This is a genomic window from Butyrivibrio sp. WCD3002 (genome assembly GCF_000424265.1).
GTDB lineage: Bacteria > Bacillota > Clostridia > Lachnospirales > Lachnospiraceae > Butyrivibrio.
In genome coordinates, this window is the sequence record NZ_AUJO01000002.1 from 16,373 (window position 1) to 37,965 (window position 21,593).

General features: G+C 40.4%; 17 protein-coding genes and 1 tRNA gene. 8 read left to right on the forward strand and 10 right to left on the reverse strand.

Going from position 1 to position 21,593, the window contains the following annotated elements:
• Positions 1-73: 73 nt before the first annotated feature.
• From G608_RS0103625 to G608_RS0103655, 7 genes are all read right to left on the reverse strand, one after another.
• Entirely contained in the window at positions 74-3,211 is a 3,138-nt protein-coding gene (locus G608_RS0103625) for an InlB B-repeat-containing protein (RefSeq protein ID WP_026494881.1), read from the reverse strand.
• Between the two features lie 87 nt (positions 3,212-3,298).
• Positions 3,299-5,674 carry a transglutaminase-like domain-containing protein gene (locus G608_RS0103630; protein WP_026494882.1) on the reverse strand — a complete coding sequence of 792 codons (2,376 nt, stop codon included), beginning with the start codon at positions 5,672-5,674 and terminating at the stop codon, positions 3,299-3,301.
• A complete protein-coding gene (locus G608_RS0103635) occupies positions 5,604-6,671 on the reverse strand; it encodes a DUF58 domain-containing protein (protein WP_026494883.1) in 1,068 nt (355 codons plus the stop codon). The genes G608_RS0103630 and G608_RS0103635 overlap by 71 nt, the downstream gene beginning before the upstream one ends.
• Positions 6,668-7,591: an AAA family ATPase gene (locus G608_RS0103640; RefSeq protein ID WP_026494884.1), complete on the reverse strand. Its 924-nt coding sequence runs from the start codon at positions 7,589-7,591 to the stop codon at positions 6,668-6,670. The genes G608_RS0103635 and G608_RS0103640 overlap by 4 nt, the downstream gene beginning before the upstream one ends.
• Positions 7,592-7,656: 65 nt before the next feature.
• Positions 7,657-8,559: a ribosome small subunit-dependent GTPase A gene (rsgA, locus tag G608_RS0103645; protein WP_026494885.1), complete on the reverse strand. Its 903-nt coding sequence runs from the start codon at positions 8,557-8,559 to the stop codon at positions 7,657-7,659.
• Complete coding sequence (pknB, locus tag G608_RS0103650) at positions 8,559-10,583, reverse strand: Stk1 family PASTA domain-containing Ser/Thr kinase (RefSeq protein WP_026494886.1); 2,025 nt, start codon at positions 10,581-10,583, stop codon at positions 8,559-8,561. Before pknB ends, rsgA begins: the two co-directional genes overlap by 1 nt.
• On the reverse strand, positions 10,580-11,323 hold the full coding sequence (locus G608_RS0103655) for a Stp1/IreP family PP2C-type Ser/Thr phosphatase (RefSeq protein WP_026494887.1): 744 nt from the start codon (positions 11,321-11,323) through the stop codon (positions 10,580-10,582). Before G608_RS0103655 ends, pknB begins: the two co-directional genes overlap by 4 nt.
• Positions 11,324-11,562: 239 nt before the next feature.
• Here G608_RS0103655 and G608_RS0103660 point away from each other — a divergent pair, with 239 nt between their 5' ends.
• Positions 11,563-12,864: a hypothetical protein gene (locus tag G608_RS0103660; RefSeq protein ID WP_026494888.1), complete on the forward strand. Its 1,302-nt coding sequence runs from the start codon at positions 11,563-11,565 to the stop codon at positions 12,862-12,864.
• 218 nt (positions 12,865-13,082) lie between these two features.
• On the opposite strand, the gene G608_RS0103665 is transcribed toward G608_RS0103660, so the two are convergent.
• Positions 13,083-13,307 (reverse strand): DUF6718 family protein, encoded by a 225-nt coding sequence (locus G608_RS0103665; protein WP_026494889.1) that lies wholly within the window; start codon positions 13,305-13,307, stop codon positions 13,083-13,085.
• A gap of 440 nt (positions 13,308-13,747) precedes the next feature.
• Entirely contained in the window at positions 13,748-14,626 is an 879-nt protein-coding gene (locus G608_RS22170; RefSeq protein WP_026494890.1) for an Ig-like domain-containing protein, read from the reverse strand.
• Positions 14,627-15,169: 543 nt separating this feature from the next.
• Between G608_RS22170 and G608_RS0103675 the strand changes: the two genes are divergently transcribed.
• The 6 genes from G608_RS0103675 to G608_RS0103700 all read left to right on the forward strand — a co-directional run bounded on the left by G608_RS0103675 (position 15,170) and on the right by G608_RS0103700 (position 20,661).
• On the forward strand, positions 15,170-15,628 hold the full coding sequence (locus tag G608_RS0103675) for a PBECR2 nuclease fold domain-containing protein (RefSeq protein WP_026494891.1): 459 nt from the start codon (positions 15,170-15,172) through the stop codon (positions 15,626-15,628).
• Between the two features lie 827 nt (positions 15,629-16,455).
• Positions 16,456-17,361, forward strand: a complete 906-nt coding sequence (locus tag G608_RS0103680; protein WP_026494892.1) for a DUF5688 family protein — start codon at positions 16,456-16,458, stop codon at positions 17,359-17,361.
• A 61-nt stretch (positions 17,362-17,422) separates the two neighbouring features.
• Positions 17,423-17,893 carry an AAA family ATPase gene (locus G608_RS0103685; protein ID WP_155833206.1) on the forward strand — a complete coding sequence of 157 codons (471 nt, stop codon included), beginning with the start codon at positions 17,423-17,425 and terminating at the stop codon, positions 17,891-17,893.
• 27 nt (positions 17,894-17,920) lie between these two features.
• Positions 17,921-18,421, forward strand: a complete 501-nt coding sequence (locus tag G608_RS0103690; protein WP_026494894.1) for an AAA family ATPase — start codon at positions 17,921-17,923, stop codon at positions 18,419-18,421.
• 14 nt (positions 18,422-18,435) lie between these two features.
• On the forward strand, positions 18,436-18,792 hold the full coding sequence (locus G608_RS0103695) for a hypothetical protein (protein ID WP_026494895.1): 357 nt from the start codon (positions 18,436-18,438) through the stop codon (positions 18,790-18,792).
• Between the two features lie 564 nt (positions 18,793-19,356).
• Positions 19,357-20,661: a tyrosine-type recombinase/integrase gene (locus tag G608_RS0103700; protein WP_026494896.1), complete on the forward strand. Its 1,305-nt coding sequence runs from the start codon at positions 19,357-19,359 to the stop codon at positions 20,659-20,661.
• Positions 20,662-20,720: 59 nt separating this feature from the next.
• Here G608_RS0103700 and G608_RS0103705 read toward each other — a convergent pair.
• Positions 20,721-20,794 (reverse strand) — tRNA-Met (locus tag G608_RS0103705).
• Between the two features lie 339 nt (positions 20,795-21,133).
• Between G608_RS0103705 and G608_RS0103710 the strand changes: the two genes are divergently transcribed.
• Positions 21,134-21,541, forward strand: a complete 408-nt coding sequence (locus G608_RS0103710; RefSeq protein ID WP_081677285.1) for an alpha/beta hydrolase — start codon at positions 21,134-21,136, stop codon at positions 21,539-21,541.
• The last annotated feature ends 52 nt before the right edge of the window (positions 21,542-21,593 follow it).

The window sequence follows — 21,593 nt, forward strand, 5'->3', positions numbered from 1 at the left end:
TTTCTATAAAAAAATCCGACCAATCAAATTTGATTAGTCGGATTTTGATCAACTCATATTCCGGTGTTTATCTTTAACCCTTTTTAAACTTGAACTTTGCTTTTCCGGCGCCGGCTTTTTTCAGCTTCTTCACCAAACTGTCAAAGGTTTTCTTATCCTTACAGATAATTGTAATCTTTGCTGCCTTCTTTATTCCTTTAAAGCTGCCCTTGCCGACAACCTTGAGATTATTACCCACAATAGTAATCTTCTTAAGGTTCTTACAGCCTGCAAATGCATTTGCGCCAATCTTTTCAATATTTGATCCGATATTGGCACTGGTCAGCTTCTTGCAATTCTTATAAGCATTCTTCTCAATCTCAACAACCTTATAAGATTCGCTTCCATATGTTACAACTTCGCCTGTGGAAACAGTTTTGGCATTTTTATTTGTTGAAGCATGAACTGCTGCCGTTCCTGAAGCGGAAAGCTGGTATTCTTTTCCTTCAACTTCGATTTTGCCATCCTCAGGGAACGCTACCTCTTCAGAGGTGTTCTCTGAAGGATTATTCTGCACAGCATCATCCTTTGCAGGAGCATTTTTTGCAGGAATATTCTGGGCAGGAGTATCGTTTTCTTTGGAAGACTGCTCGTTGTTTACATTTTCCTTCTCTTCAGATTTCTGTTCTTTACCTGCGTTCTCAGTTTCCTCAGATTCCTGCTCTTTTCCTGCGTTCTCAGTACCCTCAGATTCCTGTTCTTTTCCTATATTCTCAGTCTCTTCGGTGGGCTGCTCATTCTTTTCCCAGACTGCATAAAGATACTGGTCTCTATAGAAATATGCAGTATAGCAATAATATATTTTGTCGGGATACTCGCTCCAGCCCTTAAAGGTATATCCGTCTCTTACAGGTTTCTCGATGGATGAAAGATCTGTTCTGGTATCGTATAGCTCCTTCAATACCTTCACAAAACTATCATCACTAAAGCTTCCACCATTCGCAAAAAGTGTCAACGTCTGAGGCTTAGGTGTCCACTGAGCATATAAATTCAGCTCTTCCACATCACCTATAACTATATTCTCTGAAACTTTCTCCTCAGTGTAGTATCCGGTATACCAGCCTTTAAACGTATGAGTTTCTCTTGAAGGCATTATTATCCGGTCAATCGCATCACTGATGGTCTTTCCCTGCTCAATTTCTACCCTCTGAAAAGCTACTGAACTGTTATCCGAATGAAAATATACGGTTGCTTTTTTAACGGTATGATTCTCTTCATTCTCCTGGGGCGTTTCTCCCTCAGTCGTTTCTCCCTCAGTTGTTTCTCCCTCAGTTGTTTCTCCCTGGTTTTCTCCCGTAGATTCATTTTCTTCGGGGATCCACTTTGCATACAGCCAGTGATCATTATAGTCAGTAACTATGCTGTTTGACTTAACCTTTTCGTTATAGTCTTTATTAAAATACCAGCCATCAAATGTAAAACCGGTTCTCTCCAAATCAGGAAGATTATCATAGTACTCATCAAACAGAACTTTTATTTCCTGATACTGCTCGTCATAGCAATTATCAAGCTTTACAGTGACTTCTATTGGAACCCATTTTGCATATAGCCTGTGTCCATTAATTCTTTCAACTACTGTATCTGCAGTAATCTCAGTTTTATAACTGTAATCTGTAAACCAACCGTCAAAAATATAGCCGGGTCTTGTAGGTACAGCCAGTTCACCGTATTTTTCATGGTATCTGACTGTTATCATCTGAGCATTATGGTCATAACCATTTACGAGGCCTACTGTAATCTGTGCCCCTTTCCAACGGGCATAAACAGTTGGTGCTGTATCAAAAGCTGTATCCTCAGTTACAAGCTTGCCACCTGTTTTCTCAGTATACCAGCCATCAAATTCATAATTATCCAGCCTTACATCCGTAGGAATTTCTATTATTTTTCCCTCATATGTACAGGTATCACCATAAGGAAGATATATATATACATCATCTTCAACACCATCAAAGGTAACAGGAAATACCTTCTTGACATTTCTAAATGACTTTGCTTTACCTTTCCCTTCAGGGGCAGTCAAATACCCCATAATTTCTTCATCTCGAAAATGTGTAGAAGTTCCATGCCAATTGGGAATATCATTAAAGTTATGATCTTCAAATTCCGCCGTGGTACGATTGAAAAATTCATGACTAAGCAGCATGAAATATTTGTTTTCAGGATCCTCTTCCCTGTCATCCCATGTAACATCTACATCGTAATAATCATTTCCAAGCTTAACAACATTCCATGCATGCAAATCACCATTACCATAACCGCCAACTACATGACATTCAATTCCCGCTTTGTTAAGAAGCATTTTGAACGCCTTGGCATAGCCATCACAAACAGGCATATTATCAACAAACGCACCATAGGCCGTATGAGCCACGTGCCCTTTTATATTTCTATCCGCAGCTTCATCATTGTAAGTCATGGTCTTCATAAGAGCATCATGTATTATCAATTCTTTGTTAAAATCATCTCCGGATAAATTCAAATTACTGTAGAAGCTTTCAAAAGCATTCTGGAGCTGGTTCTCCATCTGCGCAAGCTGCGCTCCTGTGTAGGTTTGTTTAGGAGTGAAAAATGCATAGTAAACGTATTTGTCTCTGTTGTTTACTTCAGTTACAAAAGGTTGAACATTATATTTATAGACAACACTCTCAAGTTCTTCAGGATGATCATATGCAAGAGCAGAATGAACCGTCTGAACGTGATGATAAAAGTCATCATCATATCCCTCATAAACCTTAACTCCGTAAATAGCTGCATTATTTTCATCTAAGTATTCAGTCGCACCTTTATTTGCCTTGGATAATTTCAGGTATGCATCATAGTATGCCTTCTCAACTGTATTAAGCTGTTTATAATAAAAATCATCTGTACTGAATGAGCCATTTCTTGTTACCAGCTGAGGTTCGCTTTCTTCTAATTCATCAAAAGCTTCAGGCGATATTCTTATAGCATCAGCTATCTCTACGTCTACTGTATCAGCATCACCTGTAGGTAAATATTCACTATACTCATCCTCTGTAGCTATACCCCTGGCAGCTTCATTATTATCCTCTGCTGCCTCGTTATATGTAGCAGCCATTACAGGTGAAGCATCAGGTATGATCATCGAAAAAGCAAGCGCCAGTGACAAAGCCCTTGCTATCCCTTTTACCTTATTACCAAGTATTTCCTTCATTACTTAATTGTCCTCCGAAATCCATTTCATAAAACACATCACATTTTAGGCATACGAAAGCAATTGTATTTTAATTTATGATTATTGTCAACGATCGATTATCGTCCCTGAACCAAGTTTTTCCCTTACCATTCTGGCAAGGTCATTTTCTTTAGCTGTCACTGACGCGGCATCACTACCGCCGTAAATCATTCTGTAATAGGCATTAAATACTATTTCAAGATCAGCTCTAACTTCATCCGGCGCTGCGTCTGTGTAGTCAGATAAAAGACCTCTGTCTGTAAACTCATTCTCTGCTTTCTTCAAAATGAGCTTCTTTATGACTTCTACATCCATGGAGAGCTTTTTCTCCGGGGTGCCATGCTTATATCTAAACCATGTTATGGCAGAGGTTCCAAGCACCAGCACAATCAAAAGAAGTACAATACTAAGCGCAACAGGCCATGCCACCTTAAATATTCTGACAGCCAGCTTTTCTTCCTCTGCATCTACAGAAGCCTCAGTTTCAGAATCTATGGTTACCGATACTTCGGGGATTGCAGGCAATTCTACAGGGTATTCGTAGTTATATGAATCTGCAACCTGGGTCTCCGACTCCACCTTAGCTTTTCTGTGCCAGCTGTGATCTGTCGCAGTGCTGTAGGCTTTTGTTGGCTCGAATGGAATCCAGCCTGCATCCTTCATAAAAGCTTCAGGCCAGATATGTGCGCAGCTACTGCTAACCACGTATTCCTTCCGGGCATCAAAAGGAAATGCGTATCTGTAGCCAACGCATACTCTTGCAGGAATCCCCGAAAGTCTCAGCAGCATTATCATGGATGCCGCGTAGTGAACACAGTACCCCTGCTCTGTTTCAAATAAAAATCTGTCGGCTATATCTGCTATTCCCTCAGAGGTGCTCATATCAGAATCAGGATCATGGCCTCCAACAGCGTTAGTGCTGTATGTATACTGTCTAAGGTACCCTTCGATAGCCTTACATTTGTCGTAATCATTTTTCGCACCGGAGGTGATCTCAGCTGCAAGCTTTTTCATCCTGTCGCTTGCGCCATCTGTGTCTGTGTACTCCGGATAAAGATCTTTATACGCTATTTCTCCATTACTCAAATCACCTTTCTTAGAAGTCGTACTGAGACTATGCTCTATCTCAGAAAGGATTGCCTCGAACTCCCCCCGGTCCAAAAATTTCTCTAAACCGATTCCATAAAGCTCCTTCATATAGCCAGAAGCAGTTTCATAAGAAAAGCTATCACTTACCGAAGTATCAACGTTTTCTCTAAGTAGCCCAATCAAATATGGGCTTCCATAATCAATGTCAATAAAACGCGCACTTATGCTATATCCTTTTTTATGCTTGGTGGTGCTTCCTTTGCTGATAGCTTCGCCTTTTGAATCCGTTAACAGAATAGAGTTAACAGGCGCAATCTCATCTGCGGTATCAAGATATGCATACTCAATATCCATGTGAGATAGCTGTGAAAAAAGCATAGCCATCTCTTTATCAGCGCCTCTTTCATACAGAAACTTAAGGAAATAAACCAACTGCTTTTTATCAGCACCTCGCCCGCCCTGAAGGTAAACAGTACGTCTCATTTTCATGTTTGTATCGGTGTCGTCATCTGTATAAATATGAAAGGGCTTATCCTCCGTCCGTAAAATAAGCTGTGTTTTCTCCGTTCTCTTAATGCTGTTACCGGTGACTCCGAGGGAGCTGTAACCGGTGACATAGGAGCCCTCGCCAAAGGTAAATGAAAGATAGTAGGACACATCATCCGCCGCATTCCTTACGCCCTGTACAATCCGAACACCCGCATCAACGACAGGCGTCCAGTCAATAGGTTTATTCCCCATGGGAAGAGCCAGTACGATAATCCCTACAATCGCGAAATAGTAAAAAGGAAAAGCATCTTCTCTAAGGGCGTATATCAGCTTTTGTAGTGCCGACAAGGTCAGAACAGTAAGGCAAATAAAAAGCAGCTTATCCGTATAATACTTTCCGCTAAAAGCTTTCCATTCAAAGAAAAGGCATAGCGCTGCAATATCCAACACAAAGCATCCCCACAAAAGCACAAGCTCTTTTTTCCGTATAAAAGCAAACAGAACTCTTAGGACAGCTGCCACAACAACTGCAATATCAAGGTATGGCCACGCTTCGTTATCCTTTAAAAGCGCAAATAGCAAAAGCGCAGGAAGTATATGAAAAACTGAAGATATGCTACTAATTATAAAAAATCCAAATAGGTACTCAAGCGCCGAGAAGAACAGGAAAAAGGAAATTACAGACATGATAAAGAAGCCTCTTTCAAGGTCTGTTTCATTACCCTTGAGAAGCAAAAAAACTTCTGTGCATATACTTACAAGAGAAAGCACAAACAGATGAAGCCTAAGCTCATCAGCAAATAACGAAGTGACTTTCTCCGGGCTTTGGATCTTCTCTGATGACGATCCTTGTATCCTGGGCATAATCGCTGCTCCTTTTATCCTCTGTCATATTCATGAGTTCTTCAAATTCTCTGTCCGATCTGTAGAATATGCCATCCGCTACCTGTCCGTAAAAATCAAGAAAACTATCATAGGAATCAACTGTGGCTTCTATGATTGTTCCTGAAGGATAGATCAGTCTAACGGGAACACCCTGCTCTCCAAAATGCCAGGCAGCCGATACCGCAAATTCAAGGAAGAAATCCCGCTTTTTCAAAAATTCAATATCCTGTTCTCTCTCAGGAACATTTGCTGCCTGCATCAAAATGGTAACTCTTCGCTTTTCCATCCTGTCAGGGACTCTTGTCATGAGTGTTCCAAGTCTTGCAGAAACCTTCCAATTGATAGAATTAAGGGCATCACCCTTTTGGTAGGATCTGATATCGCTCCCGGGAGCGTCCTCATAGATTTTGTTACTTTTAAGCCCGGTGCTGTTTATGAGATTTTCAAGCTCTAAAGCTGAGCTTGCCACATCCGTTATCTGCGGACTCACAACTGCTCTGAAGTTATATGGAATGTCAAACTCCGCCGTAAAAATATTGAAGGGGTCCGTAAAAGCCACGCGCTTTATCCCTACATCATAGGATCCCGCATACTTACAGCTTATGCCTGAATTCAGTTCTTTTTTCTCATGGATATCAAGAGACAGACTCTGACCGTTTTCTATCTCATACAGATTGCATCTGTCATCATAGATGAACATTTGCATATTATGAACCGGGAGAAATCCCGCATTTTCGATTGTTGCCCTGTAGTTATGGTCCTCACCCCTGGTGAGCTTATGAACTTCTATTTCCTGGAAAATTCGAAGAAAGCGGAAATTCAGAAAAATATATACCGCAGAAAAAGGCACAAGAAGCAGTACTGCATAAAGCCATGCAAAAGAAACCGGACCTCCGTAAAAGCTTGCAAATACAAGGCTCGCTGCAACGACGATAAGATGTATGATCATGCCTTTTTTATTTACAGAAATATTCATGGCACCTTCACTTGCTCAAGAATCTTTTTCACCAGATCCTCCTTTGTTACTCGGCTAAGTCTTGCCTGGGCTGAGAGGATCAGTCTGTGGGGAATTGTAAGTAATGCTGCTTCCGTAATGTCCTCGGGAATACAATAATTTCTGTCGTTTATGTAGGCGATTGCCTGTGCACACCTTAGCATGGAAAGAAGAGCCCTCGGGGATGCGCCGTAGGAAATCTCCGCTTTGTTCCTGGTGGCATCAACGATATTTACCGCATAAGCTCTTAAGTTTTCATGAATTGTGACAGAGGCAGTCTCCTTTTTCATGGCAATTATGTCATCACCTGAAAGGACAGGGCTTGTCTCATCATGAAGATCGCCATCCAGGAAACGTCTCGCCATATCCTCAGATGCAGAGGCATCGGGATAACCAACAGAGAGCTTCATCATAAATCTGTCCAGCTGTGACTCGGGAAGCGGATAGGTTCCCGCCATTTCCGCAGGGTTCTGGGTTCCTATCACCATGAAAGGCAGCGGCACCGGAATCTCTTTTCCGTCAATCGTAACCTTATATTCTTCCATCACTTCAAGCAGTGCCGACTGGGTCTTGGGTGATGTTCTGTTAAGCTCATCTGCAAGAACAATGTTGTTTACTACAGGGCCGGGAACAACCGTAAACTTGCCATCTGCGGGGCTATAAACTGAAAGTCCCGTAATGTCCGAGGGCGTGGTATCAGGTGTACACTGTATCCTGGAAAAAGAAACAGATAGCGAATCGGCAAGCGCCTTTGCAAGAGATGTTTTACCGACTCCGGGTACATCCTCAAGCAAAAGATGTCCGTCAGCCAAAACAGTGATAATGATCTTATCGATCACATCACCCTTGCCGACTATACGCTGCTCCATGCTATCTTTAAGTCTCTTTGCCTTCTCGTTCATAAGTTCCCCATCCTTTTCCCAAAAAAGCTGCAATATTCTAATATGATGGAATTTCCGGCGAGTCTCTATCTGTAAACAGGCTTCTGATTCTTTAATTCCTCGTAGATAATTCTGTAGTTATCGTATCTTACCCTTGAGATTTCTCCCTTTTCCAGGGCGGTCTTTACGCCGCAGTCAGGCTCAGCGATATGACTGCATCCGCCAAATCTGCAGAAGGGTTCATAGGGCTCAAATTCAGTGTAATACTGTGGAAGTTCCTCCGCAGTGATATCCTTTAATGCCAGCGATGTAAATCCCGGTGTATCGAGGATATAGGTCTTCTCCTTATCATCTGAAAGTGCTGATACGAAGAACATCTCGGAATGTCTTGTTGTATTTCTTCCTCTTGCAATCTTCCTGCTAAGCTCCCCGGTCTCCATTTCAGCCTCAGGGTGAAGCTTATTAAGGAGAGACGATTTTCCAACGCCGCTTGGTCCAGCAACAACGGAAGTTTTTCCTCTGAGCTTTTCGCATAGCACATCAAGCCCCGCGCCTTCGTGTACACTTATGAAAATAACTTCATATCCGCATTTTTCATAGGCATCCATCAGCTCCTGCTGTTCTTCCTTTGTGGCTATGTCCTGCTTGTTAAAACAGATGATAACCGGCAGATTGTTTCGCCTCATCTGAATAAGGAACTTATCAAGAACGTTATAATTGGGATCCGGCTTTACTATTGCAAACAGAACAACCGCCTGGTCGACATTTGCGACCGGCGGTCTTATAAGCATGTTGCGGCGAGGCAAAATCTCGGTGATATTGCCTGTGCCGCTCTCTTCATCAATTATCTCGATATTTACATCATCCCCAACGAGAGGCTTAATGCCGTCTTTTCTGAAAATACCTTTTGCCTTGCATTCATAGACGCGCTCGCTTCCGGTATTCACATAATAAAAGCCGGCTATTCCTTTTACAATTCTCCCCTGCATCAATTCTCCTGAGTAAATGTAACTGCTCTTGTTACTGTGTACTCCTGCGTTGTTCCTTCGATAATGTTACCTTCAGCATCGGATGTGGCGGGAGTAGACGCCAGATACTTAAATGTTATAACACCTGTAGGAGACGTAAGTCCTGTTCTGCTTACACCTGCAATCGGGAAAGAAGCAGTCTCTGTGTCAAGAAGTGATGTACCGTCAGCTGTCACAAAAGAAACATGAACGCTGATGCCATCAGTATAATTCTGACCCTCAGTAGGAGCTGCTATATCTCCTGAAAAAGCATAGGTTGTAGGGCTTGAAGGTCCTTTGGATTTCTCCATATTGATCTTGGTGCCCTTTTCAAGCATCGTTCCAACAGGCTGGCTCTGTGCTGTTATGGTGTCAACAGGATACTGCTCATTATTTACATCAATGATTGTTCCCTGAACAAGTCCTGCTTCTGCAAGGGCTGCAATAGCCTCATCTACAGAAAGGCCAACAAGATTAGGCATTGCTACCTGGTTGGATTCAGGCTCTTCCTCAGAGGAAGCCTCTTCTGCAGAATCGCTTGTTTCTGTACTTGCACTTGCAGAGGTCTCAGCATTTTTCTCTCCGCCTGTACTAACTGTGATGGTAACAGTTGAACCGCTCTCAGCAAATTCGCCTGCTTCCGGTGACTGTGAAACAACAGTATTCTTGGAAGCTGAACTGGTCTCATCATCAATCTTGGCTACCTGGAAGCCTTTGCTGTTAAGAATAGATACAGCCTGTGCATAAGACATGTTACCGCTTACGACATCAGGAACCTCTATTCCGTTCATAACATCGTTCGGATTATATTCACCTTCAAAAATAGTTACATCCGAATAATCATCTGATCCAAATAATCCAATTCCCTTACCAACAAGGAAAATAACAATTACTCCCACAAGAACAGCAGCTACTATAGCAAGTGCGATGGTGATCTTCTCCATGCGGTTACCATACGCACCTGAATGTCTGTCGTACTCGTCCTCATCATCATCATAGTCGCCATTGTCATAGCCACGTCCTGATGAACCGCGTCTCTTCTGCTGTTCATACTCACGCATCACATCAGCATTAAGACGCATCTGCTCTGTGTCAGACATTCCGCCTATGCTCTTCTGCTCTGCCTCTGTGGCAACTCTTGTGGCGCTCTCTTCATCGGGATCCACAAGATTTACAAAATCATCATCAGGTGTGATAAGTGATCTCTTAAGGTCAGTTATAAGCTCTGCAGCATTCTGATATCTTCTGTCAGGACTCTTCTGACAGCACTTCATAACTATCTTCTCAACACTGATAGGAATATCTTCGTTAAACTCAACCGGTGTGGGAAGGTCCTCCTGAATATGCTTTATGGCAATTGCAACAGTTGTATCCCCATTAAAGGGAAGACGTCCTGTAAGCATTTCAAAGAGTGTGATACCGAGTGAATATATATCACTCTTTGCATCCGAATAACCGCCTCTTGCCTGCTCAGGTGATGTGTAGTGAACAGATCCCATTACATTGGAGGTAATTGTGTTACTGGTGGCAGCTTTGGCAATACCAAAATCTGTAACCTTAACCTTTCCTTCCTTTGAAATGATAATGTTCTGAGGCTTAATATCACGATGAATTATGTGATTATTGTGGGCAGCCTCAAGACCCATCGCCACCTGAATGGCAATACTGACAGCTTCCTTAACCGTAAGTCTTGATTTTTTCTCTATATATCTCTTAAGGGTGATGCCGTCAACAAGCTCCATTACTATGTAATGAATGCCGTTCTCATCACCTACATCATAGACATTAACAATATTGGGATGCATAAGGCCTGCAGCAGCCTGGGCCTCAACACGGAATTTGGAGACAAAATTGTCGTTCTCCGAAAACTCCTGCTTAAGAACCTTAACCGCAACCGGTCTGTTCAATTTGTGATCTTTTGCTCTATAAACGTCGGACATACCACCGGTTCCTATTTTTTCAAGGATCTCGTAGCGATCTCCGATCATCATTCCTATTTTTATCATTCAGCTCCTCCGTCAGCAAATGGTTCTATCAAGATAACGGCAATGTTGTCTTTACCGCCATGCTGGTTAGCCATATCAACCAACTTCTGTGCCTTCTCTATTATGTCTCTCTGCCCACTGACTATCATGCGAATTTCCTCGTCCTCGAGCATATTTGTAAGCCCATCAGAACACATGAGCACAATATCCCCCTTCTCGAGTTCGACATTAAAGAAATCCACATCGACGCTATCATCCGCACCTATGGCACGGGTAATAATATTCTTCTCCGCATGAGATCTGGCCTCATCCGGGGCGAGTCCGCCGGCACGTACCATCTCCTGAACCAGTGAATGATCCCTTGTTATCTGTCTGATATTCTCTCCGATAACATAGAGTCTGGAATCACCTACATTAGCGACCTGCAAATACCTACCCATAACAGTGGCTGCCACAACTGTAGTCCCCATTCCGTAAAGATGCTCATCTTCCGCTGCTTTAATCCTAAGCTTCTGATTAGCCTTCTTGATCGCATTCTCCAAAATGCGCACGGGGTTCTGTTCAAGAGACCTTTCAATCTCTTCTACCATAGTATTTACCGTATATTTAGATGCGTAGTCCCCGGCGTTGTGTCCGCCCATACCATCCGCAACAATAAATACGTTAGAGAGATTCCCAATTCGTCTCTCGGAGGTAAACACGTAGTCTTGATTAAGTTTTCGTTTCTGACCCACGTCAGTTATTGAAAATGTTTTTAGCAAGGATGCCTCCGATAAATTTTTTATTGGCATATATATTAGTAAGATATCGTTAAAAATCAATCTATGCCAATTAAAAAATATACCACAAATGGCTCTGATTTACAAATCTTGGCATAACTTTGCGAAAAAACGCTTTTTCTTTTTCAAATTATTAACAACGGTTTTATAAAGCCTTAATTATTGAAGCTTATAATTATGCTATGTATGATCACTTTTTATTAAAAAGCGGAGGATACCACATGAAAACAGGAAGAATAATACGTTCTATTTTTTCATTATCACTGACGTTTTTTCTACTGGCACCGGCTCTTAAGGTGAATGCAGCTTACAATGCACTAAGCTATGCTTCAAGATATTCAAACGATTTCCAAACTCTGCGTCCAGTCGGATATGACGAAGATGTAACCATCCACACTGTAACAGTCGAGGGCGAGACCTCCACCACCTATGACACTGAGTATATAAACAGAACAAATCAGGAATCCTATCAGGACTATCTGCAATATTCAATAGCACAATACGCCATTCCCGAAAAGCTGAGAATACCCGTAGGCGAATATACCGACTTATCACTGACTTTCATAAACGGGATAGCCGAGGTAAGTTCACCGGAATCCGGCAGCAGTGCAATCCTTAAAGTCAGAAACCTTCATACAAAGTCAGTATGCGATGAAAACAATAAGACCATGTTCAGCGGATATGACCTTGAAAAGGACGGCACCTACAATTACTACTATTTCAATGATGAATGCAAAAAGATATATGTGGGCTACTATGCAAATCTTCCCTCTGCTTCCGTTACATCAGTTAAATTCAGATTGTTCGCCAAAAAAGAAGGCAATACAACCATTAAATTTTCAACCTACAACGATGACGGAGAAACTGTAAAAACATATAAGATAAACGTGACAGCTACTGATACAACTCCATTTAAAACAATAACCTTTGGAGGCAAAAATCTTTGGTACAACGGAGAGCCCGGAGCAGATAATAAGAATTATATTTATCAGGGCAAAAAGAGATTCTGCGAGAAGAGCAGCGGAAAGCTGGTCATCAAAATGAACAGCGGTTTCAAACTAAAAAAGATCGAGTACGGAACACTCTACAATGAAGAAACCGGAGCACCTTGGGGATACGATGAAGCGGATTACAACATGTCCTCCACAGATGAAGACGGAACAACCACAACTGTCTCCTACTCAGGAATTTCACAGAGACACAAGGTGGATCTTAACAATGATGGTGATACCCTTGACATTGTAGACGGAGTAAGTGAGAGCAACGTCCTTTTCAGGATGAAAAGAATACGCAACAATAAAAAGCTTACGCTCAGTAAGATTTCACCACTTACCAATTACGAGAATGGCATCAAAGTAACGACCACAACTTACAAGAATGGTGCTCAATCCCAAAGCATTGAGACCTCCGCCAGCGGTAAGGAAAATCTGGCACCAACACTGCTTAAGATTACGTTCTATGATGCAACAGAAAAGCAAAACTACGAGTATGAGACTGTACTAAATAGGAGAATCAAGAAATGATGAGCATGGGATGATAAACGGACGCGAGAGGGGGATTCGATCTCCGCTCAAAATATTTGGTAAACGGACGCGAGAGGGGGATTCGAACCACTTCTCGCTACGCAAATACCAGTAAAATAGCGGATGTTCATGATGTCACAGCCCAAATGTATTCAAAATGTATTCAAAAAATCTAAGTCAGCTATCTACCGCACAGCGGAAAGATGCTGACTTATTTTTTACATATTCATCACTGCTTCTTTAAGCTCATCCTCTGTCTTCACAAAGCTGTAAGGCTCATATTCTCCATACGCAGCTGGTCTGCTTATTGTAACAAGCTGTATTCTTTCCAATCCAACTTTTGAAATCAATTCTTTTTTTAAAGCTACAAGTGCCGGACCATGCTTTGTTTTATAAGCAATACAGCCTCGCTTATTTATATCTTTAGCTACAAGATAACACATTCTTAAGCATCTCCTCAAAATCCAATAGTTGTATTGTATCCATAACAAAATCCTTATTTAGTGTTAGCTTTAATATATCATAGTCAGGTTTTTTCGACAATCAAGCCATGACAGCTCATTACAATTTGAAATGTGTCTGATAATCAAGTACTGTAGAAAATGATTATGACATGTCATAATCCAGAAACACTCTATAATTCTTTACTAGATGATCATTAAAATCCGCTTGTGAAGCCGATTATGACACATTATGACATTGTCATAGCATGTCATAATCCGATATTTATGCATATTTCAACAATTAAAAGAAAATGTGTGTTGAAACAGAAATTATTTATGATAACACAATTTGCATGTAATTTTCAGTGGAAGTATGTAGATAATTAGTATAAAAAATTCCCACTTCACGGATTTTATCCGCAGAGTGGGGGATGAGTTTGTTATTCATATCTAGTTGCAATCCATTTTAAAGGATAAGAACCAACGGGTACGAATTCAGTATCACTTTGCTGAAGCCAGGAGGCTAATATTGTTGCTGATGTTATTTTATATTGTCTGCCCCATGCAACAGTACCGCCAACGTTTCCGTCCGCTGTTGTGACTATATCTCCATTTCGTGCAATAACTATTCCAGCATGAGGTCCAGCAGGTCCTACATAACCCACAACATCGCCAATCTTGATGTCGTATAGATTGTTGTGTCTGCGGATGGGCGCTGTCACACCAAATACTGTGTCCTGAAGAAGCGCAGCAAATGCGCCACAAGCTACACATCTCTCATTGGTCGCTTCCCAAAAATATGTTTTATCCATACCCCAGGGTGTTCCATCAGGATACTGGGATTTCAGTGCCATAATTTTTGCCTGAGCTTCAGCTTCTGTGAGCTGAACAATTTCTTCTTTATCTGTTTCATATCCGCAGACTTTGCATTTCTTGCATTTGTATGCGCCATGTTCTGATGTTGCAGGAATAGTTGTTTCTACATATTTGTGCCGCTTGCAAAAGACTGAAAGCTGACACTTGTAGGTCTTGCCACCTACTTTAGCCTTGATGGTTGTCTTACCAGGCTTCTTGCCAGTTACGACACCCTTGTTTGAAACAGTGGCGATCTTCTTTTTGGAAGAAGACCATTTGACTTTAGCGCCTTTAGCACCTTTGATTTTGAGCTTTGTGGTCTTTCCTACCTTGACTGATGCTTCTGTCTTGTTGAGTTTCACGGCAGCTTCAGCTGTTACGGGATTCATGATGCTGAGTGTGAGCGTGAGCATCAGGACAGAGAAGAGGCAGGAAAGCAGTGATTTGTTGTTTGCCTTTTTCATTGGTTATTTCTCCTTACATTCTGACAAGCAAACGTTGCTTATCAAAATTATATTTATCTTATTATTTTTATCTATATAAAAAGTAACCCATTCCGGTGCTTCTTTTGGGTTACTTTTTCATGATCAATGTCATTATGACATGCTATGACAATGTCATAATGTGTCATACCAGAATAAGCAGCCCATACAGGTATATCCAAAGGGGTTACTTTTAAATAATTAACCCATATAGGGACACTAAAGGGGCTACTTATAATAAATAGCCCCTTTGGAGACCCTCATGTTGCATTATTATATCACAGCGACAAGAATTAATAAATGCACGTCTTAACTTAATACAATGCATACCTTAATTTATATAGGTCCGTTAATTTATTTTTGATAGAGAAACTTTTTATATTTGCATTTGTTATCCGGGCTACTTAGTGCACAATGAAGAAACTTTAGATAAATATGTTTACCACAATAAAATATTATTCTTGTACCAATGGTGCAGTCACCCATATAATAGAATGCGACATCAAATTAAGGAATGTAACATAAATGAAAAGATGTACAGAATTATCAGTCGAGCAAATACTTAAAGAAAAGTGCATATCAATTGGAACAATCCCAAAAGAGATTGCAGAATTCATTACAACTAAAAAGCCTGATCTTCATATAGATACTACGTCAGAAATATCATTTTGGGATAATCGTATTACACATACTGAAAATCATAAAGATGATTTTATGTCCGATATAATGTATGACGATTGTTTCAGGTCAATTCCTGACTTCATCAAGAATCCTGATGTAATAAGTATAAAGAAAGACAACAGCAGCATTTCGTTTATTAAAAGGTTGACACAGGATATAAGTGTTGTTGTCAGGATCACTAACAAAGGAACGTATTCTTATCGTACAATGTATCCGCTTATGTCAGCGCAGCTAGATAAATATCTAGCAGATGGCACAGCATGGGAATATCCCAAAAACGATATTGACTCAGAGAATGAATAGGTTATAATAAAATTACCAAGAGATAGAAGCTGAGGACGGAACAGGCAGCCGTCGCGCCCTTGTGGTCTTAAAATGAGATGCTGGATTGCCACCCAGCCTCTTCTATCTTAACGACAAAAAAGTTCCTATCTTCTGTAAATATGCAGAAAGACGAGGAGCTTTTTTGTTGCCTTTTTAACTGCTATGTTGCAATTATTATTGTTCACAAAAAATATCCATCGATATGCCAAAGGCATATTCTTATATCTTCTCTATTACATCACGGTTGTGATGTCAATTGTCTCCTTTTTTATCACGAGCGTGTGACCAACCATCCATCAGTAAGCCACACGCTGTACTGCGTTGTAACTATATATCGTCCACAATATATCTTTATTGTGATATCACCACCACTTAGAGTGCGTGACATGAGGGTGGTTCAAAACTTAGAGTCCACGATTGCTGAAACGCAGTAATACTGCCCATCTTCTCCAGAGACTTAGAGTCTCTAAGGCGACTTAGAGTTGAAAAAAGATGACGACTCTAAGTCACATAACGCAGACAGAATCTGGGCTTGAATAAAAAACACTCTCTGACCACATATAATGTGGTCCAAAACTAAAAGAGCATAAGAGTCAGCAACACACCCTAAAAATGCACAGCATTTTTGTGTGCTCGGCACAGCCGAGGCTGACCGTGACATTCGCTCTATTCGATGTGTATTCTGCACGTGATATTTTCCTTTTTTTCGCAACTCTAAAGCGTGCTATCTTTGTTTGCCCATTTTGAAAATGGGCCGGTGGGAATAATGAAACTAATAATAACATTTATCCAAAAGGAGGATAAAAATGAACGCAATTACATTTAACGAAACAATCAAAACAAAAGTCTCAAACATTCTCGCTGCAAGGCATCTCGATGTAGATGTTAATGTTGAACATCTAACTAAGGCAAATGGTATTGAATATGATGCCTTAACTTTCACCGGAAAAGATATGCTTCAACCTGTGATCAATTTGAATCAGTTCTTCCATTCTTATCAGTGCCACGATTCTAATATTGATGATATTGCAAATGATATCGCAGATATATATGAAGAATCTTTCCTGCCAGATGACGATTACAAAGTAATCTTCAACTTTGAGCAGGTAAAGAATAAGATATTTCCCTGCCTGTATAACACGGCTATCAACAGCAAAATCAGTGACCAATATATTCATCGTGAATACTTAGACTTGTCAGTATATTATTATGTCACTCTACCTATCAAGAATGATGGATCTGGCACCATTCTTATCAGTAGGAAGTTGCTTGATCTCTGGAATATATCAATTGAGGAGTTGGATCAGACAGCCTTCAATAACCTTCATGTAAATAAACATCCTCAAATAACCTCTATGTATGATTTGTTCAAGGATGAAAATGATGAAAAAGATATATCATACATAGATGATCTGTCTCGCAATATGTTCATTCTTTCCTGTAAAAGTGATACCAACGGAGCTATATACATGACAGATACCGGAATATTAGACCAGCTTTCAAGTATGACTTCATCTGATTTAATAATTCTGCCTTCAAGCAGGCATGAGCTGATTGTCCTGCCATCATATCTTATGAAATCACATGCTGAAATAAATGATTTCAGATCAATGGTACACGAAGTCAATTCAACTGTGCTTCGTCCTGAAGACTTCCTCTCTGACAATGTATATTGCTATTCTGCAGAGGATCATGAACTTAATATAGCTTAATCCAAAAATGATTGACCGAGCCTGGCGCACAGCGCTGGGCTCTGAAAGGATAATAACAAAAATGTATAACGGAAAACTTAGACCTATAAGTTATGCAACACCATCCATTACAGATAAGGCTTACTATAAACCTGCTTTTTACAAGGATGAATTTGCTATGTACTATGACAATCATGGTGATTCTGAAGTCCTCAAAACTCCTCAAACCATATATGAATACCTTGATACGTACGTCTACGGGCATGACTACTATAAAAAGATGCTTTCTGTTTTTGTATGGAAATGCGTTAATAATCACCGACCTACCGGTGCTCTCCTAGTTGCAGGGCAATCAGGAAGTGGTAAGACAGAAATGATCCGAGCTTTAAACGAGATATACGACAATATCTACATATGCGATGGTAGCAGCATCACGCCTCAAGGCTATAGGGGAAACAGTAAGCTTTATTCAGGACTTCAAATGTTAGACATGACTAAGGATGCTCCTATGCCCATATGTGTTATAGATGAAGTCGATAAGCTCATTGACTGATCGCAGTCCGGATGGAATGGAACCGGTTTGGTTGCTGAACTTTTAAAGCTCCTTGAAGGAGGCAATGTTAACATCGGTACTGAAGAAAAGCCTAAGATAATTGATACTTCAAGAATTGCCTTTATTTTGCTTGGTTCCTTCTCTTGCCTTGATAAAAAACATGCATCTTCACCAATAGGCTTTTCTACAGAAAATAGCGAGAAAAAATCAACATCCTTAAATAGAGATGAAGTACTAGCCATGATTCCGCCTGAGCTGAAAGGTCGAATTGAGCAGACTATCATCCTGGATAACTTTAGTGAGGATGACTATTTCAAGATAATGAAAGATGAGAGATATTCGCCCATTAAACGGATAGAGCGCGAATTTAGTATATCTATTTCCATATCCAACGAAAAAGTCAAAAAGATATCTCAGGATGCCTTTCTCAATAAAACAGGTGTCAGAAGCATGAATAATGAAATCAATGAATTTGTGAACCAGCAATTTTTTGAGAATCCTTCTGTAAAAAAGATACAGATGGATTAAGGAGGCAGAATATAATGGAACTTGCTTTAAAATACGATAATAACCGAATAACAGATGTTCATATCGCTCCTACCAAGGAAGAAAATGTGAAGCAGCTGTATGATCTATCTCAGGAACTACTAATAAAAAATCCAGCTGTTGAATTTGCAGATAAAGCTAAAGCGGGAAAATTCAATACCTTGTCTGAGGATGAATACTCATATGCCTTAGATGAAATAGCGGCTATCAATCAACTGTTCTACTGTACTGATGAGCCAAACAAACAACTAGCAGAAATTAACATTTTCCTACTGCTTGAAAGATTACTTCTTGCATATTTGAGGCATATTGAAATCTATATAAGAGATGTAAAAGTATTTAAGCGTTTGTAAATCCAAAATTCATGCTTTAGCATTGTCTGTAAAATTTGGTAATTTTTACCAACAGCTGCCATATTAATATAATATATAGCGCTTTGGTTATCCTTCACGAAATTTTAGAATTGCTGTAAATATCGTTGATTTAGTATGTTCTCTATGCGTACAATTAATGTTGAGATATAAAAAAAACACTAGGAGGTATATAAATACGTCTAGGGACGACGACGGTTCCCCTTCCGCTTGATTCGCACAGGGCGGATGGATCTGCTGTAAAAAAACAGTAATAGATCTTCGCAATTGTTGATATGGCTTAGTGCTGGATGTGCCACATTAGGACGTCGTATATTTATACGCATGTGGGAAACCGCTAATAGATATCTGAATCAGTATCTATTTTGCACAGAAACCGACAGACTAATTACATAGCCTGCTAACCACCCGAACCAGCACAGTTGCAGAACCAAAGTGTAGTATCGCGTGTTAGTGACGCATGCTGACAATAAACCTTCTGTAGCTGTGCGTGTGTATATCAGGGTGGTTTTGTTTTGGATCCTGTTTTTTATAGGAAGGATTATTATGGCTGATAAGGATTCCATAATGCCAGAATTAGCGGAGATTGAATATTACTTTAGAATTGGAATAATACAAATTGATGACATCATGAACTCCGACAAGGAGATAATCATGAACAAAATACTTAAACAAATACACAAATATAAGATCATGCCACCTCGAGATAAATCTGGTAGGTGGAGCACTTATGTACCTGATATAAAAAGCCCCCATGGAAGAAGGCTGATACGCAAGAAAACAGAAACACAACTTTATAGATACTTACTTGAATTCTACCAAATAGACGACAAAAAATCACAAATGACAGTTAAATCACTCTTAATGGAATGGATCGAATTCAAACGAACATTTATAGGCGTACCTAATCAAAAGCAAGCCCTGTCACCAACAACTATTCGCCGTTACGAGAGGGAGATCGACAAATATGTGGCTAATACAGATTTAGCAGAGATGCTTATCAGCGAAGTAACAACTCCTAAGCTCACAAGCCACATGTCTGATATCATCAAAAATAATGATTTATCTGAAAAAGCTGCAGGGAACTTTATTGGATATGTAAAAGGTGCCTTTGCATATGCTTATGAGTCTAATTACCTCGAGAAAGACCCTGCTGCACGTATGAACCGCAAGCTTCTTTTATCAGTCTGTAAATTTACTCCGCCAAAAAGTGACCACGAGCGCGTAATCTCAGAAAGCGAAATAATCGATTTATCATTTGCCATAAGAGACCACGAAGCCCAGTATCCTCATTACATGCCCGATTATGCCATAGAGCTTGCGCTTCTAACCGGTATGCGTGTCGGCGAAATAGTCTGCCTTAAATGGGATGACATTGACGAGGATCATCTTGTAATCCACATCTTAAGATCAGAGCACAGGTTGGATTATTCGGACAAGCCTTCGGAAATTGTGATTGGAAGAACAAAGAATGGCAAGACACGTACATTCCCTCTTACATCAGAGATATCCGAACTCTTAGCCAGGATTAAAGCGCTTAATCATTACAGCTCAGAAGGGTACATCTTCATTCGTGAGGATGGTCACAGATATACCGGGCATGACGTTGGCTGTGCTGTATGCCGCAGAGCAAAAGAAGCCGGAATAGATAAGACTTCAATTCACGAAATCAGGCGAACATTATCATCGCACTTAAATACGAAGCTTGGTCGACCAGCAGTCGCTGAGATGCTCGGACATAGCCCGCAGGTGAATGCATATTACTATGACTACTCAACTGCCAGCAATATGCAGAAAATGGGGGCTTTGAAGGATGTGTATTCAAGTGTATTCAAAAATAAAGACAAGTAAAAGCAACAAAAAATACGAGAAACGGCTTATTTAAGCTATTTCCCGTATTTACTAAATCGTAGCGAGAGGGGGATTCGAACCCTCGACACCGCGGGTATGAACCGCGTGCTCTAGCCAACTGAGCTATCTCGCCATATTCTGTTCGTCGGCTTCTCTCGTCGACCGACTAGGCTAGTATATAACTTGGGGATATTATTGTCAACAAGAATTTTTAAATTTTTTTAAAATATTGTTACTATTCAGAGTTTATCAGCATCTTGCCGTTCTAAATCTTCCATCCGCTTCTTCTCCAACACCACTCCACAAAGCATCTGGCAGATTCGATAAGCTGCAAATAGTAACAATACGATTTCATTCTTTTTTCTTCCTATGCTTATAAGAATTTTATCTTATCATGCTAAAGTAAAAAATGGGTTATGAACAAGAAACCGTAAATTTGTTTATTTAAGCAGGTAAACATGCAAATAAAACGATAGACACAATTAACGATAATTTTAATTGCCCTGACGACATCGAGGAGTTTTTTGATCTCGCGTTTATGGATGGAAAAGGAAATGCGCTGGCTGCCGATATGTATCGACCAAAGATGCAGGACGGCAGCCTGCTTCCTGTTATTATTTTTTCTCATGGCGGAGGTCTTTTTGTAGGAACAAAGAGAATGAACAGGCTGTTTTGTGAAATCATTTCCAGAATGGGATTTGTTGTTTACAGCCTGGATTACAGACTCATTGATAAATCAGATGGGCTGGAGGAAATATCCGATATATGTGCAGCTTTTCGATTTATAAAGGAAAACCTTCATGAGCATGGAGGCGATCCTGAAAAAATTTTTGTCTGTGGAGAAAGTAGGGCATCCTGTCAAGCTGGTATATTACAGTAATTCCAGACATTTAATACACGCTTTCCCTTCACTGGCGCCGCTAGCTCCGGAA